At 59.0% G+C, this 15,145-nt stretch carries 14 protein-coding genes; 5 read left to right on the top strand and 9 right to left on the bottom strand.

The annotated features are described in order from the left end of the window. Positions 1–42: 42 nt before the first annotated feature. From A6U86_RS23070 to A6U86_RS23080, 3 genes are all read right to left on the bottom strand, one after another. Complete coding sequence (locus tag A6U86_RS23070; RefSeq protein ID WP_141683789.1) at positions 43–348, bottom strand: hypothetical protein; 306 nt, start codon at positions 346–348, stop codon at positions 43–45. 375 nt (positions 349–723) lie between these two features. Then, complete coding sequence (locus A6U86_RS23075; RefSeq protein WP_068395594.1) at positions 724–1,581, bottom strand: MurR/RpiR family transcriptional regulator; 858 nt, start codon at positions 1,579–1,581, stop codon at positions 724–726. 54 nt (positions 1,582–1,635) lie between these two features. After that, positions 1,636–2,679 (bottom strand): spermidine/putrescine ABC transporter substrate-binding protein, encoded by a 1,044-nt coding sequence (locus A6U86_RS23080; protein WP_068395596.1) that lies wholly within the window; start codon positions 2,677–2,679, stop codon positions 1,636–1,638. A 164-nt stretch (positions 2,680–2,843) separates the two neighbouring features. Between A6U86_RS23080 and A6U86_RS23085 the strand changes: the two genes are divergently transcribed. From A6U86_RS23085 to A6U86_RS23100, 4 genes are read left to right on the top strand one after another with little or no spacing between them, the layout of a single operon-like run. After that, the gene (locus A6U86_RS23085; protein WP_068395598.1) at positions 2,844–3,938 is read left to right on the top strand and encodes an ABC transporter ATP-binding protein; all 1,095 of its coding nucleotides are present in this window, start codon (positions 2,844–2,846) and stop codon (positions 3,936–3,938) included. Next, the gene (locus tag A6U86_RS23090; protein ID WP_068395600.1) at positions 3,938–4,837 is read left to right on the top strand and encodes an ABC transporter permease; all 900 of its coding nucleotides are present in this window, start codon (positions 3,938–3,940) and stop codon (positions 4,835–4,837) included. The genes A6U86_RS23085 and A6U86_RS23090 overlap by 1 nt, the downstream gene beginning before the upstream one ends. 10 nt (positions 4,838–4,847) lie before the next feature. Then, positions 4,848–5,678, top strand: a complete 831-nt coding sequence (locus A6U86_RS23095; protein WP_068395601.1) for an ABC transporter permease — start codon at positions 4,848–4,850, stop codon at positions 5,676–5,678. A 1-nt stretch (position 5,679) separates the two neighbouring features. After that, positions 5,680–6,825, top strand: a complete 1,146-nt coding sequence (locus A6U86_RS23100; protein WP_068395603.1) for a P1 family peptidase — start codon at positions 5,680–5,682, stop codon at positions 6,823–6,825. Between the two features lie 121 nt (positions 6,826–6,946). On the opposite strand, the gene A6U86_RS23105 is transcribed toward A6U86_RS23100, so the two are convergent. The 6 genes from A6U86_RS23105 to A6U86_RS23130 form a co-directional block, all read right to left on the bottom strand. Further along, positions 6,947–9,151, bottom strand: coding sequence for a DUF1217 domain-containing protein (locus tag A6U86_RS23105; protein WP_068395605.1), 2,205 nt, complete (start codon positions 9,149–9,151; stop codon positions 6,947–6,949). A gap of 183 nt (positions 9,152–9,334) precedes the next feature. Then, positions 9,335–10,273: an ROK family protein gene (locus A6U86_RS23110; protein WP_068396090.1), complete on the bottom strand. Its 939-nt coding sequence runs from the start codon at positions 10,271–10,273 to the stop codon at positions 9,335–9,337. Between the two features lie 13 nt (positions 10,274–10,286). After that, a complete protein-coding gene (locus tag A6U86_RS23115) occupies positions 10,287–10,988 on the bottom strand; it encodes a ribulose-phosphate 3-epimerase (RefSeq protein WP_068395607.1) in 702 nt (233 codons plus the stop codon). After that, a complete protein-coding gene (locus tag A6U86_RS23120; RefSeq protein ID WP_068395609.1) occupies positions 10,981–11,802 on the bottom strand; it encodes an alpha/beta fold hydrolase in 822 nt (273 codons plus the stop codon). Before A6U86_RS23120 ends, A6U86_RS23115 begins: the two co-directional genes overlap by 8 nt. Further along, positions 11,799–12,644: a sugar phosphate isomerase/epimerase gene (locus A6U86_RS23125; protein WP_068395611.1), complete on the bottom strand. Its 846-nt coding sequence runs from the start codon at positions 12,642–12,644 to the stop codon at positions 11,799–11,801. Before A6U86_RS23125 ends, A6U86_RS23120 begins: the two co-directional genes overlap by 4 nt. Beyond that, positions 12,644–13,720: a Gfo/Idh/MocA family protein gene (locus A6U86_RS23130; protein WP_068395613.1), complete on the bottom strand. Its 1,077-nt coding sequence runs from the start codon at positions 13,718–13,720 to the stop codon at positions 12,644–12,646. Before A6U86_RS23130 ends, A6U86_RS23125 begins: the two co-directional genes overlap by 1 nt. 174 nt (positions 13,721–13,894) lie before the next feature. Here A6U86_RS23130 and A6U86_RS23135 point away from each other — a divergent pair, with 174 nt between their 5' ends. After that, positions 13,895–15,094 (top strand): ROK family transcriptional regulator, encoded by a 1,200-nt coding sequence (locus A6U86_RS23135; protein ID WP_068395615.1) that lies wholly within the window; start codon positions 13,895–13,897, stop codon positions 15,092–15,094. Positions 15,095–15,145 lie beyond the last annotated feature (51 nt).

Consider the following 15,145-nt stretch of genomic DNA (forward strand, 5'->3'; position numbering starts at 1 on the left):
TGCCGTTGACGGTAGTTCGCGCTCGCGAGCTACCGGCTGCCGCTAGTCATCCGGCCACACTTCGATATCGGAATCGACGACATAGCGCGTGCCGTCATGCCAGACATAGGCGATGACAAGGTCCTTCTTGCCGGAGCCTGCGGCGACCTCGTAGCGACACATCAGACGGTATGGCCCTTTCTTGTTGCGAAGCATGCCGCGTTGCGTGGTGAAAATGCCCGCGCCATCATCAACCTCGCTGGTAACCCGCAGCTTCGCATCCCCGCGCAATTTGCGAAGCGCGTCCTGGGCGATGTCCAGAGGTGCGCAGGCGCCGTCGATTTCCGGAGGTGCCGCCGTTTGATCCAACACGACCTCCCATCGCCCGCCGGCAAATCGAAATGGCAAGTCTTGAACGAAATCCCGCCCTTCTGCGGTCAGCGCGCAGAGACGAACCGCCGCCGGCTGCCCCATTGCAGGAATGCAGCCGAGGAATTCACGGATACGAGGAGAGCCTGGTTTCACCCTGTCGAGCGCTTGCTGCAACTGCTCTTTGGTCGGAGCCGGAGCCGTTTCGGATGAGGCTCGCGCTTGAGCCGAACTCATCCCCAAGGTGACCGCCATGATCAGCGGAAAAGCACGGCACAGAAAGACATGTATGTTCATGGAGCCGATCAAAGCATGTTTCGGCTCTCAAAACCATGCCGCGATCGGTGCCAGGAACAGGACGTTCACAGCCTGTTATCAGCTCTCGAAATCGCCGAACACGTCCTGCAGACGGGTCAGAAGCTCGACGCGCTCATCCACCTTGCCACGCAGGACGACGAGGATATTGCTCAACAGAAGATCCATCACGGCGGTCATGGTCGCGGCTCCATCCCAGAGCGGGCCATGCGAGCCGGGTATGACGAGCGAGATATCCGACACCTCTTCCGCCCAGGGGCAGAATTCATCCGTCAGCAAGATCACCTTGACGCCGGCGCGGCGTGCCTCTTCCGCCAGCGGCCTTGCCTTGGATGCGAAACGACGGACGTCGTGAAGGAAGAGCACGCGGCCATCCACGGAACCATCAAGCAGTTCGGAATAGGTGCCGTTGAGGCCATCCATGAAGGCGACGCGTGGCCGGGTGTAGGAAAGTTGCGCGGCAAAGTACTGCGCGATGCCCCGGACGTTCTGATAGGCGGCAACATAGACTTCGCTTGCGGAAATCAAGGCATCGACCGTCTGCTGCCATTGCGGCGCAGTCGTCAGCTCATAGATCATGCCGAGATTGTCGACCTGCTGCTGCAAAAGGCCGGCGAGAAACTTGCCATCCCGCAGGTCTTCCTGGAAACGGTCAAGAGAGCCCTTGATCTGCCAGGCCGGATTCGAGCGGCCGCCGCGACGCAGGGCCGTCTTCAACTCATCGAGACCATCGAAGCCGAGCCGCCGCAGATAACGACCGACGGTCATCTGCGAGATATCGAGCCTTGCTGCAATGGACTTTGCGGTCTCGAAGGGAAGTTCGGCGATGTTACGCTCGATATAGCTGGAGATCAGCTTGTCGGATTTCGACCTGCGCATGTCAGCGCTCTGCACGAGCTTCAGAATATCCTTCGACAATCTTCCCTCCAGTGAAGCTCCGCCCGAAACCGGACGGAGTATCCTTTCGCGATATTATTGGGCCGTCTTGACCTTCGTCCATGCGCGATCGAACTGGCGCAGACCGCTACCAAGATCGTCAAAGATCTGCAGGCGCTTCATGGTCTCGTCAGTCGGATTGATCTCTTTGCTATTCTTGATGTTTTCCGGCGTCAATTGCCTCGCCGGCACGTTCGGCGTGCCGTTGGTCTGCTGTGAGACGTTGAGCGCGGCAATTTCCGGACGCGTGTAGAATTGCTGGAACTTGATCGCGTTGGCCTTGTTCGGCGCGGTCTTCAGCACGCACATGTCTTCCTGATACATGGTGGCGCCCTCCTCCGGGATGACGTAGCCCAGATCCTTCGGATTGCCGAAGACGTTGATCATCGAACCGACGAAGAAATGAGCGGCGGCAATATCGCCGGACTCGACCATCGGGCGGGAATCATAGGTAAAGGCTGCGACGTAAGGCTTCATCTCGATCACGGTATCGGCCGCCTGCTGCAGCTCGTCCGGCTTGGTCGAATTGACCGAATGGCCATTGAGCATCAGCCCCACGCCCAGCACCTCGCGCATATCATCCAGCAGCGTGAATTTCAGGTGCTTGGCCTTCACCGTCGCGACCAGATCCTTCCAGCCTGTGATATCCTTCCCGAGCACCCTGCGGTTATAGAGAATACCGACTGTGCCGAAGGCATAAGGCAGGCAATATTCGCCCTTCGGGTCGCTCTTGGCGCGCAGGAAGCGGGGATCGATATTCTTGAAACCTTCATAGGTATCGATGTCGGTCTTCTCCAGGAGATTGAGCTTGGCCATGATTTCCTGCATGTGCACCGACGGAAAGACGATGTCATAGCCCGTCGCGCCGCCCTGGATCTTGGCAAGCATTTCCTCGTTGGAGGAATAGGTCGACAGATTGACCTTGATCTTGGTTTCCTCCTCGAACTTCTGGAGGACGGCCGGATTGATGTATTCGCCCCAGTTATAGATGTTGAGCTCTTCGGCAAGGACCGCAGTCGGCAGCAGTGTCGTCAGCGCAACAAGACCCAGGCGCCTGAAGACGCCTTTCAAAATCATCATTTTTGTTCCCCTTGGTAGGATTATTGTCCCTTCGGCGCGCTCGGCTCGGGCTTTGGTGGAAGCTTTAACCGATCGCGTTGAGGGCGTTGACTTCGACGAAAAAATGATATCAACATATCTAAATCACGCAAGAGTTAATTTAATAACATTTCGGGGAACGACGAATGCGAGATGCAATAGTGCGGCTGGTATCAGCCGCAAAGGCCTTTCCGACTCCCGAGGGTCGGCAGGTGAAGGCACTTGACGGCATCGATCTGGAGATCGGCCGCAATGAATTCATCACACTTCTCGGGCCATCCGGCTGCGGCAAGACCACGCTGCTCCAGGCGATCAGCGGCTTCGTCGAACTCGATGCCGGGCGCATAATGATCGACGGCGACGACATGACGGATCGGCCGCCCTATCGCCGGCCGGTAAACACGGTCTTCCAGAACTACGCGCTCTTCCCGCACATGAGCGTCGGCGAGAATACCGGCTATGCCCTGGAGGCTGCCGGCGTCGGCAAATCCGAACGCATGGAACGGGTGCGGGCAATATTGAAGATGGTCGGGCTGGAGGGCCTGGAAGGCCGCCTGCCACGGCAATTGTCTGGCGGCCAGCAGCAGCGCGTGGCGCTTGCCCGCGCCATCGTCGCCCGCCCGAAGGTGCTTCTGCTCGATGAACCGCTCTCGGCGCTGGATCGCCACCTGCGCGAGACGATGCAGCTCGAGCTCAAGAACCTGCAGCACGAACTCGGCATCACCTTCATCTTCGTGACCCATGACCAGCAGGAAGCGCTGACCATGTCCGATCGCGTCGCAGTGCTTGCGGACGGGCGGATCCAGCAGCTCGACACGCCGCTGGAGATCTACGACCACCCGACCAATACGTTCGTGGCGAGCTTCATCGGAGCGAGCAACCTGTTAGAAGGCAGCAGCGACGGCCAGAACTTCATGACCAGCGAAGGCACCGCGATCAGGCACGCCTCCACGACAAAGTCCGGGGACATGGGACCTGCCGTCGCTCTGATCCGTCCGGAGAACTTCTTCCTCTCGAGCTCCGCCGACACCTGCCCGGCAATCGACGTCACCGTGGAGCAGATCGTCTATGTCGGCTCGTCCTTCGAAGTCTTCGGCAGGACGGCGGGCGGGCGCAGGCTCGTGGCGCAGATTCCAGCCGCGCAACGGGGCGCTGTCAGCTCGCTTGCCACAGGCCAACCGGCGCGCTGGCACTATGATCCGGTAAGCGTCCACCTGATCACCGCGAGGGAGGCAGCCTGATGACGATTGCCGCGCGCCGGCGTTTCCAGCTCGGGCTGTTGCTCGGGCCTGTGACGCTCTTTCTGCTAATCTTCTTCGTCGTGCCCCTTGGCATCATGATGGTAACGAGCTTCCTGACGCCGGGCCTCTATGGCGGCGTCGAATGGAGCTTCTACCCCGACAATTTCGGCCGCATCCTCGGCTTCGCCAATCCGCAATTCGAGGAATACGATCCGGTCTATATCGCCATCTTCCTTCGCTCGATCCGGATTGCGGCGCTGACGGTGGCGGCGACGCTTCTCGTCTGCTACCCCGCCGCCTTCTACATCAGCCGGCTACCGGACAAATGGAAGAACTTCTGCCTCTTCCTCATCACCCTGCCGTTCTTTTCCAGCCTTATCGTGCGGCTCTTCGTCTGGGTGATGATCTTGCGCCCGACCGGGCTGATCAACAACACACTGATGGCGACAGGCGTGATCTCCGCACCGCTGGAGATGATCTATACGGATGGCGCGATCATCCTCGGCATGGTCTACGTCTTCATTCCGTTCATGTTCATGCCGGTCTATGCCAGCATCGAGAAGCTCGACTGGCGGCTCATTCAGGCATCGCTCGATCTCGGTGCAGGCCCGATCCGGACCTTCTTCCGCATCATCCTGCCCCTCACCACGCCGGGCATCATCGGCGGCTCGATCATCGTCTTCATTCCCGCACTCGGCAATTTCGTCGTGCCGGCGGTTCTCGGCGGCGCCAAGGTGATGATGCTCGGCAGCCTCATCGAGGCGCAGTTCCTCTCCGCCCGCAACTGGCCGTTCGGCTCGGCGCTCGCCATGATGGTCATGGCCGTGATGCTGGTGCTGCTCGTCGCCTATGTCATCGTCTCCGGCCGCCGCAATGCGACCGCAGCATTGTCAGTATGAGGAGGGCTCAATGAAGATCGCACGCACCCTCTTCAACGGCGGCCTCGCACTCTATACGATGCTGTTCTTCGCCTTCATCTATATCCCCCTCGTCCTGATCGCCGTCTATTCGTTCAATGCGAACCCGGTCAACATGATGAGCTGGAGCGGCTTCACCACGGATTGGTACGCGCAGGTCTTCGGCTTCAAGACTGCAGTTTCGGAGAGCGCCCTCTATATCGAATCGACCGATCAGCTGCTCGCCGCCGTCTTCAACAGCCTGAAGATTGCCGTCTCGACGACGGTCATCTCGACGGTGCTCGGCACTGCCATGGCAATCGCGCTTCACCGCTTCAATTTTCTCGGCAAACGCTTCTATCAGGTCGCCATGTTCATGCCGATGTTGATGCCGGATATCGTGCTCGGCATAGCGCTTCTGATCTTCTTTGTCAGTGCCGGTATCCAGCTCGGCCTGATGACCATCATCATCGGCCAATGTACCTTCCTGACGTCCTATGTGTTCATCGTCGTTGCGGCACGTCTGTCCGGCATGGATCGGACATTGGAGAATGCCTCTGCGGACCTTGGCGCCAACGAGTGGATGACCTTCCGCCGCGTGGTGCTGCCGCAGCTGATGCCGGGCATACTCGGCGGGGCGCTGCTTGCCTTCATCATCTCGATGGATGACCTGGTGATCACCTATTTTATAGCCGGCGTCGATGTAACGACGTTGCCGATGTTCATCTTCGCCATGCTCCGTCGCGGCATCAAGCCCGAGATCAACGCCATCGCCGTGATGATGCTAACCTTCTCCTTCCTCGTGGCCTCGCTTGGCCTCTATCTTCGCTCCCGGCAGAAATGACATGACAACAAAAACAACCATCCGCAAACCGCGCGGCCGTGAGCTTGGCCTGCCCTTTACCGGCCGCACCGGCACCAACAATGCCATTACCGATGTCGCCGGCATCGGCGTCGGCTTTCAGACGATCATCGAGAACGAGCCACGTACCGGCCGCAAACGGCCGACACGTACCGGAGTGACGGCCATCCTGCCGCATATGGAGTCCGAAACGCCCGTCCCCGTCTATGCCGGCGTGCATCGCTTCAACGGCAATGGCGAGATGACCGGCACGCATTGGATCGAGGACGGCGGCTACTTTCTCGGGCCCATCGTCATCACCAACACGCACGGCGTCGGCATAGCGCATCATGCCACGATAAAATGGATGATCGACCGCTATGCCTCTACCTATCAAACCGACGATTTCCTCTGGATCATGCCCGTTGTCGCAGAGACTTATGACGGCGCACTGAACGACATCAATGGACTGCATGTCAGCGAGGCCGATGTACGGGCGGCCCTCGACAGCATTACGGCTGGCCCTGTTCAGGAAGGCAATTGCGGCGGCGGCACCGGCATGATCACCTACGGCTTCAAGGGCGGAACGGGCACATCCTCCCGTATCATCGAGTTCGATGGACGCACCTATACGATCGGCACATTGGTGCAAGCCAACCACGGCCAGCGCGACTGGTTGACGATTGCAGGCGTGCCCGTCGGCCGGCATATGCGGGACGGCACGCCGCAAAGCCAGCTTCAGGAGCGCGGTTCCATCATCGTCGTCATCGCCACCGACCTGCCGCTGGCGCCGCATCAACTCAAGCGTCTCGCGCGCCGCGCCTCCATCGGCATCGGCCGCAACGGGACGCCGGGCGGCAATAATTCCGGCGACATCTTTCTGGCTTTTTCGATCGCGAACGCCCACCCGATGGCGCATAGGGCCAGTGGCCATCTTTCCCTGGAAATCGTCAACGACGAACCTCTGGACCCTGTCTACATGGCCGCGGTCGACAGCGTCGAAGAGGCAGTCGTCAACGCCATGCTGGCGGCCGAGGAGATGGGCGGCACGCCCTATGACCGATTTCGGATCCAGGCCATTCCGCACGACCGGCTTGTGGAGCTGATCCAGCAATATGGACGGATGGGAGCGGCAGCGCCGCGTTCGTAGTTCGGCGGTCCAATCGATAGATCTAGCGCCGCGGGTTGCTCGCGGCGCACATGGTTTTACGGGTGCATTCGAAGTTCGCTGAGCTTTGCCGTCGCATCGCCGCCGAGCCTAAGCGACCGTATTACCGCGATCTGAGCTGGGCGATCGACAACATCAGATCTCCGCTCATGCCAATCCCCGACCCTCGGTTGAGGATCGCAGAAGCGGGCGACGCCGTGTTGGCGCCGTTCGTCGCATCGTAAACGGCGGAGAAGCGCTTCAGGAGCGTATTCACCTTGCCGGCGTCGTGCATATCCTTGATCGGGACCAGCTTTTCCAGATATTTCGCCTGACGGGTCACATCCATATTGGATATGGAGGCGGGCAAGGAAAACGTGGTCTTGATCACGTTATAGAGCGCAGGGTCCGACATGATGTCGTAGACGGAATTGATCTGCGGCGCCTTTCGCTGAAAATACAGCGCAAGCCGGACGCCATCGTTGGAAGCCCCTTGCTGGGTTTCCAGGGTCTGGTGAAGATAGAGGTTGTCGGTCGCAAGGCGTGCACCCTTGTTCTGGCTTGCCTCCATCTTGGCGTTGGTCAGATTTCCCTTGGCGTCGAAGTTGAAGACGCTGACCATCGCCTTGAATTGCTGGCCGGCCTGCGTGTTCAGAAATCCCTTTGCATCCTCCGGATCTGCCGCGAAAGCCTTCTTCAACGTGGCTTTGTCGACCGTCTTGGGATCGATGTTATTGGCAACGAGAATGAAATCCGTCAGCTTCTTGTCCGCCAGGAGCTCATCCACGCTTTTCACGCCGACAATCGACTTGCTGAAGTCGGTTGCCGCGTCCTTGGCGTCCTTGACAGCCTTCTCGCGCATCTGGCCCGTCAAACCAAACGTCTTCGCCTTCGAATAGGCCGAGATAAAGCTGTTGATGGACGCTTGCGGCAGAGCCTCCACCGACGAGCGGAGGTTGCCTTTGCTGTCGAAATTATATGCCTTCGCCAGTTCGGTAAATCGATCGTCCTTGAGGGAGTTGACGTAGCTCTTGCTGTCGTAAGGATCGCTCTCCAATATCTTCCGCAGCTGGTCTCTAGTAACCTCGCCCTTGTCGATCCCGTAGGCGCGGAGCGCCATGTCCTGGATCGTTGGAAGATCCTTGTCCTTGGTATCATTGGCAGCGAAGAAATCGGAAATCGTCTTGATCTTGCCGACTACCGTCTTGTAGTGGGACTCGGCATCCTTCAACAAGACCGCACGGGCATCCGCATAGTGCGCCATGTACTTCTTCGAGGCAGCCGTGATGCCGTCGGCCGACTGCGCCGGCTGGCCGGCCGGAAGCGACCCATCGGCGGCAAAGTTGAACGAGGAAACCATTTCCGTCATATCCATAACGGCCGCATAGTCTTTGTTGGTAAAGGCTAGCTTGAATTGTGTTGGCGTGAGTGTCGCGCTAAGCCCATAGGCAGTCTTGAGATAGGAGAACAGCCTGTTATCGCCGCTGATATCGCTGATCGATCCAACCTTGCCAATTTGCTGGCGATAATACTGATCATTGCTGTCGGCTGAAGCCGACGTCAGCAGGGTCGGCACCATATTGTTGTAACGGGATATCAGAGCTTCTTTTTGCTGTGCAGTTTGCGCAGTTGCTCCGGAAAGCGTCCCGTCCGGCTTAAAGCCGAATTGCGATGCGATGAGCTTATAGGTTGACTGGACAGAAGCGGACGAGAAATTGCTCGCGGTATTGATGAAGCTATTCGGATCGTTGGGGTCGCTCGTCAGGACCGACTTCAGAAAGCTCTTTGAGACATTGTCCGGATTAACGCCATGAGCCGTCAGGACATAGTCCCGCATCCTGATATTGCCGACGATGTCGTCGACATTGGTCGCCTTGTCGATCCATTTGCTGTAAAAAGCGCTCTCATTCTTAGCCAGCGTCGTTTCGTTGGCGAAGGATCGCTCATAAAGCCCGATCGTATCGGTTTTCTGCGTGTCGCTTTGAGCCGTTTGCTTGCTTGAATTCGCGCCGAAATTGAAGGCAGCCGCGAACTGCCGATAACGGGGGTCTGTGAGCTTATTGGCAAAGCTGCTGCTGTTGCTGAGATCGCTCGTCAGAACCTTCTTCAGAAAGGCTTTGGCATAGGCCATATCCTCGAGACCGTAGGCCTTCACCGCATAGCTGTATAGCTTGTGATCCTTGAGGAAGTCATCGACGTTTTTGATGTTGCCGATGTGAGTGTCGTAATATTGCTGATCGCTCTTGACGCTAGCTTGCTTGGCGATGCGCGCAAGCGTTGATGCCATGTCCTTGGTCGCAGTTACATAGCCCAGATAGGTTGAAATCATGGATCGTCCCCCACAGACGCGCAGTTCACCAACATTAGCCCCGGCGCGCATAGTCGCAACCAGACCTTGCGCGAGGCTAGATCGGCAATCTGTGGAGCCGCGCTGGTCATAGTTCCATGACGCGTCAAAATTCAATCGAATGCGTGTCCCCTTTGAAGAGCGACCGATTATGACGAGGAAGCGCTAGGCGATAAAGGCGAGGGCAGCAGCTCCAATCAGTCCGGAATTTTGCCCCAGTGCCGCACGAACGACTTCAACGTCGCGAAAGGCCGGCATTGCCCATTGCGAGACATGCGACTGGATGCCCGGCCGCAAACGATCAAACTGATCCGACAGCCCTCCGCCCATGATGACGATTTCCGGGCTGAAGATATGAATGAGATTGGTAAAGCCTCGACCGAGAATTTCCGCCTCCTCGTCGACGAGGCTGTTGGCGAGAGGATCGCCAGCGGCAGCGGCAGCAAAGATGCTACGACTGTCAACGACTTCACCATTTTGGGCGAGCAAGGTCTCGCTGCATTCCGTTGCCCTTGTTCGCGCCCGTTTGGCAAAGGCCGTGCCGGAGGCATAGGCCTCGAAGCAGCCCTTGTTCCCGCAGGGGCAGACAATGCCGTCGGGCGCGATTGACATATGCCCGACATGGCCGGCCATTCCCTTGCGGCCACGCACGACGCGGCCGTCCGCGATTGCACCACCGCCAATACCCGTGCTGACCGTGACATAGACGAGGTTTGCGATGCCGCGGCCGGCACCGAATTGCCACTCGCCGATTGCCGCCGCGATACCATCATTTTCGAGGCGGACGGGCAATCGAAGGCGCTTCTGCAGTTCCTGTCGCAAAGGATAATTAGAGAAGCCGCGCAGCGTCGGAATCTCCAGCGCCGTTCCCGTCTCCGTATCGAGCGGCCCCGGCGCCGATACGCCGATCCCGACTATGGCGCCGGGATCGCAGGTCAAAAGCAACCGGTCTGTCAGGCTGCCAATCTGGCCGAGAACGGGATCCGGGCCGGCGTCCGCATCCGTCCGATCCTCGACGCGCTGCAGGACATTGCCGAGCTCATCCACCAGGGCAGCGCGGACCTGCGTCCCGCCCAAATCAATTCCGATCGCAAACCGGCTCATCAGCCGCTCCATGTCAAAGTGCGTGCAGCCACGCCATTCTGTCCTGCAGCGACGGGGCGTTGAAGGCGAGAGAGCCGAGAACGACCGTCTCCGCTCCGGACTGACGCAACAACGGAACCGTGTGCTCACGAATACCGCCGTCGGCCGCAAGAACGATCCTGTGCGTCGCACCGCATCCATCAATAAGCCGCTTGGCCTGCTGCAGCCGTTCGCCTGCCCGCTCGTCCAGACCCTGCCCCTTGACGCCGATTGCCGTGCCGAGAAGCGTCAGGAAATCGAGGCGCGCAACGTACTTCTCCACCAGCGAGACTGGCGTCTCGACCTTGAGCACCATGCCGGCGGCTATGCCGCGACGATCCAGCAGATCCAGCGCCGCATCGGCGACAGCCTCGTTTTCGAGATGAATACTGATCAGATCGCTGCCGGCGTCGGCAAACTGCTCGATCTGCGGCAGAAGGATATCGTCTGCCACCATGAGGTGAACATGGATCGGGCGCGAGGAAACCTTTCTCACGCCGGCGACCAGATCGGGGAAGAACAACATGGCCGGAGCGAAGTGACCATCGGCAACGTCGATATGGAGGACATCGACATAGGGATCGACGCGTGTGAGATCATCGGCAAGGTGGACCAGATCGGCGGACCAGACGGAGAATTCGCCGATCAGTCGATCGCGGGGAAGATCGGCAATCCAGCTCTTGGAGGGATTAGTCATTGTCTGTCAGTTCCTTGAAAAAATTGCTCATCGCCATCCGGAAATCGGCCAGATATTGCGAGCGGTTTTCAGCCTTGGGTGTGATTCTGACGAAGTATGCAGCGGGGATTATTTCCGCGAGAGCCTGCGCATGGGCGAGCGGATGAATGACATCACGCTCATGGCCGATGACGAGAGTCGGCACGGTGATCGCACGCACCTGAGCATCCGTGACGCCAGGCCCATCGCCGGAAATGGCCGTCAGCAAAGCTGCGGTGACGTCATGTGGCAGGCGCGAAAAGAAGCCCAGCAACGATGCGAGATTGTCCGGGGCCTCACCGGCCAGCCGCTGCCCGATCTTGCCGGCGAGAAACTCGGCTCTGGCATCCTCGGGCGACATTGTCTGCAAGAGGCGCCCAACCTCCGCATTCGGAGCCATATTCTCCGGCGCCGATTGGGTTACCCATGCTGGCCGGGCAATGACGAGGGCACGCACCAAATCGGGCCGCGTGACCGCCAGACGCAGCGAAATCGCAGCCCCCATGGAGATGCCGCCAAGCACGACCGGCGCGGCGATCTGCGTCTCGATGTAGGAGGCTACGTCATCGGCAAAGGTGGCGACGGACAAACGATCGAGATTGCCGGGCTGGGAGCGGCCGTGACCTCTCGCCTCAATGGTGATCCGACGAAAACCGAGATCGAGCGGAAAGACCTCTTCGGTCTGTCGGCTATCCCCGCACAATCCATGCTGAAAGATGACGGGAGCGCCAGCACCCGCAAGATCGACATTGAGTAACGTGCCATCCCTTGTTTCAAACGAGGCCATGCTGTTCATCGTCCGTCTCCAGCCGATGCGCCCGAAAGAATGTCTTGGAGGAAGGTTGCCACGCCCGCTGCCTCAGTGGCCGAGAGACCATGGGTTACCAGACTGCCATCGAAACCAACAGCCTTCAGCCTGCCCAGATAATGCGGGTAATCGAGTACGCCCTTACCGGCAGTCGCAAAGCTGCCGTCCGGATTGCGATCCTTCGCATGGGCCATGACGATGCGGTCGGCGAGAAGATCGATGGCGGCCGATACTGTTGACCGCTGCTCCTCCAGCGTTGCGACCTCGAAGAGATTGGCCGGGTCCATGACGATCTTCAGTCGCGGACTACCGAGTTCGGTAATCAGGCGATGTGCCTTTTCCGCCGAGTTGATGACATTGGCCAGTTCCGGCTCGATACCGAGGTTGATGTCATAGCGCTCGGCAATCTCGAGCGCCGTTTCCATTGCTTCCAGCAGGTCCCGCCAGGCATCCGGCAGATCATTGTCGGGATGCGCTCTCCATTGGTCGACGGGATCGCGCGTGCCGGTGCAGAGCGTTATCAGACCGGTCGACATCCCCGCGCAATGCCTGGCAAGTTCCTCCAGCCTCCGGTGCCCCACTTGGCGCACGGAGACATCTGGATGGATCATGTTGTAGGTGCCGGAAACCGCGACGATCTCCACGCCAGTCTTTGCGGCCGCTTCGCCAATCGACCTGACCTGTTCATCGCTGATTTCGTCAGGCATTGAGGCAAGGCCTGAGCACGCCATGTTATATTGGCTAGCCGAAAAGCCGGCATCGCCCACGGCCCCGAGAACGGTTGCGGGATCCGTGCCGTCAAAGGTCTTGGCGAAAATACCGAGCCTCATCATACACCGCCCGTCACGTCGGCAAGCGCCACCGCCTTGCCGCTCTCGACCGAGCGGGCAATGGCGACCATCGCCTGCACCGAGGCGAGCCCGTCATTGATATCGGCTCCCTCCATTGCCGCGCCATCCAGAATGGTGCGGGCAAAGCCCTCCACCTGCCGGCGATAGAAATGGCCATCGGCGCCAAGCACGCGATGGGTCGCTCCGTCGGCTTCCCGGAAAATATCCACTTCACTCGATTTGTAGTACCAGGGGTTATAGGTCTTGCCGAGGACGCTGCCATTCTTGCCGTAGATCTGGAAACCTTCGTGCCAGTCCATGCGCACCTGAACGGTGAGATCGAGATGGCCGAGCGTGCCCGAGGCAAACTCCACATCAACGAACCAGCACCAGATGCCGCCGCGCTCGGATAGCCTGGCATGGACGGAAACGATATCGCCGGCGAAATAGCGTGCCGTATCGATCAGATGGCATCCATGCGCCAGCATGTAATAACGCCTGAGATCCGCCTTCGGGTTGACCGATGGCTTTCTGGCATTGGCGCTGGTGACGATCAGCGGCTGGACCGCATCGGTCATCGGGTAGCGATGCGTGCTGTCGCAGTACCATGCCTTGAGCGCAACCATCTCACCCATTTCGTCGCGGATGAAATTCTTGGCCGCCTGCAATCCCGCGTCGAAGCGCTTCATATGCCCGACTTGTAAAATCTTTCCCGACGTCTCGACGGCTGTCTTCAGCTCACGGCACTCTTCGACGGTGACACCGACCGGCTTCTCACACAGCACATGCTTGCCCGCTTGCAGAGCCTTGATGGAGGCCGGCACATGAAAGGCATCGGCCGTCGCGATGATGACGGCGTCGAGATCGGGATCGGCCAGCATCCTGTCATAGTCGGCGTAGGTGTTCTCGGCCCCATGGGTGATCGCCATCCGCTGGCGCAGATCGTCAGCGACATCGCAAATGGCGTAGAGGTCCGCATTGACGGCCTTGGTGCAGCTTTCAAAATGCGCCGCCTGGGCAATCTGGCCCGCACCGAGCACGCCTATGCGAAGACGTCGTTCATTCTTAGCCGGCATCGATAACTCCTCGCTTCGATAGATCGAGCAGGCTGGCCTCCCCGCCAGCTCAACCATCCTCATTTCCCTTCTATCATTTTTTTACAAAAGAAATAAAATATTTTTGAAAAAGCACACGGAATTTCTGGATGCTGATATAGGCTGGAATCAACGGGAAAATTGGACGGTGGGGCGTTGGCAGATCAGACGATAGCGAAATATCTGAACGAGTTGACTATCCTGACCATGCTTCGGGTCCAGGGACAGGCCAGCCGGATCGAGATCGCGCGGCACCTCTCCGTCACGCCCGCCACCGTGACCCGCCTGGTCAACAACCTCATCGAACAAAACCTCGTCCAGGACATCCAGCCGCCTGTTGCCAGCCGGCAGACCAATCGTGAGCCAGGCAGGCCGGCAACCAGTGTCACCCTGAATGCTTCCGGCGCATTCTTCTTCGGTGTCGAAGTCGGCGTCGACATATTGCGTTTCGCCCTGCTGGACCTGGCAGCCACAGTCATAGACGCAAGCGAGATACCGTTTCACAACCAGATGTCTCCCGAGCAGGTCGCCGGAGAGATTGCGCGGCAAGTCAACCGGCTCAAGGCCAATCCGATCTATCGCGAGCGCCTCAAAGGAATAGGTATTGCCTTTCCCGGCATCGTCCGCTCCGACGGCTTTATCGTGAACCTGCCGATCGTCGGATGGCGCAATATCGATTTCCCCAGCCTCCTTTCCGAATTGATCGACCTGCCGTTTTTCATCGAGAACGACGCCAATGCCGGAGCCTTCGGCTGCACCTACAACGATCCTTCCCTGCCCAATAGCTGCAGCCTCTTTCTGAAGCTCGATGCGGGTTGCGGCGGTGCGGTCGTCGTCGACGGCAGGCTGCTGAGGGGAGCAAACGGTACGGCCGGCGAGTTTGGTCATCTCAGGCTCTCGGATGACGGTCCGCAATGCAGCTGCGGAAACAGGGGCTGCCTGGAAAGCAAGATCGGCCTTGGCGCCATCGCCCAGCAGTTCTTGGGAGCGCATAGTCTTTCCGATATCGAGCTTGCGCATCTTCCGAAAAGAATCGTCGAAGCTGCGCGCAGCAATGATGCCCGGGCCATCGAGACAATGGATTCCTTCGTGCACTGGCTCGTTCTCGGCCTCGTCTCGCTCGTCAATCTCTACAATCCGAGCATTGTTCTCCTGGGCGGCCCCGTAGCCACGCTCGCGGAAGCAAACATCGACAGGATTTCGCAGGGCGTGCGCGACGGCATCGTCACCGGCATCCCCGCCCCGACGGTGATGCTTTCCACGCTGGGGTCCTACGAAGGGGCGATCGGCGCGGCCTCGATTGCGCATCATCACGCATTCGACATTTCTCGCGTCGGGATAATAGCAGCGCGCTAGACCGAGCCCGATGCCAATGCATCGATGCTCGGTCCTGCTGCCAATCACGCC

The sequence above is a fragment of the Rhizobium sp. AC27/96 genome, assembly GCF_001692325.1.
Lineage (GTDB): Bacteria > Pseudomonadota > Alphaproteobacteria > Rhizobiales > Rhizobiaceae > Rhizobium.

What these genes read in the sequence shown, in the direction of transcription:
- A6U86_RS23080 (WP_068395596.1), bottom strand. Translation starts at nt 2,679, where the DNA reads ATGATGATTTTGAAAGGCGTCTTCAGGCGCCTGGGTCTTGTTGCGCTG.
- A6U86_RS23105 (WP_068395605.1), bottom strand. Translation starts at nt 9,151, where the DNA reads ATGATTTCAACCTATCTGGGCTATGTAACTGCGACCAAGGACATGGCA.
- A6U86_RS23125 (WP_068395611.1), bottom strand. Translation starts at nt 12,644, where the DNA reads ATGAGGCTCGGTATTTTCGCCAAGACCTTTGACGGCACGGATCCCGCA.
- A6U86_RS23100 (WP_068395603.1), top strand. Translation starts at nt 5,680, where the DNA reads ATGACAACAAAAACAACCATCCGCAAACCGCGCGGCCGTGAGCTTGGC.
- A6U86_RS23095 (WP_068395601.1), top strand. Translation starts at nt 4,848, where the DNA reads ATGAAGATCGCACGCACCCTCTTCAACGGCGGCCTCGCACTCTATACG.
- A6U86_RS23085 (WP_068395598.1), top strand. Translation starts at nt 2,844, where the DNA reads ATGCGAGATGCAATAGTGCGGCTGGTATCAGCCGCAAAGGCCTTTCCG.
- A6U86_RS23120 (WP_068395609.1), bottom strand. Translation starts at nt 11,802, where the DNA reads ATGAACAGCATGGCCTCGTTTGAAACAAGGGATGGCACGTTACTCAAT.
- A6U86_RS23110 (WP_068396090.1), bottom strand. Translation starts at nt 10,273, where the DNA reads ATGAGCCGGTTTGCGATCGGAATTGATTTGGGCGGGACGCAGGTCCGC.
- A6U86_RS23115 (WP_068395607.1), bottom strand. Translation starts at nt 10,988, where the DNA reads ATGACTAATCCCTCCAAGAGCTGGATTGCCGATCTTCCCCGCGATCGA.
- A6U86_RS23130 (WP_068395613.1), bottom strand. Translation starts at nt 13,720, where the DNA reads ATGCCGGCTAAGAATGAACGACGTCTTCGCATAGGCGTGCTCGGTGCG.
- A6U86_RS23090 (WP_068395600.1), top strand. Translation starts at nt 3,938, where the DNA reads ATGACGATTGCCGCGCGCCGGCGTTTCCAGCTCGGGCTGTTGCTCGGG.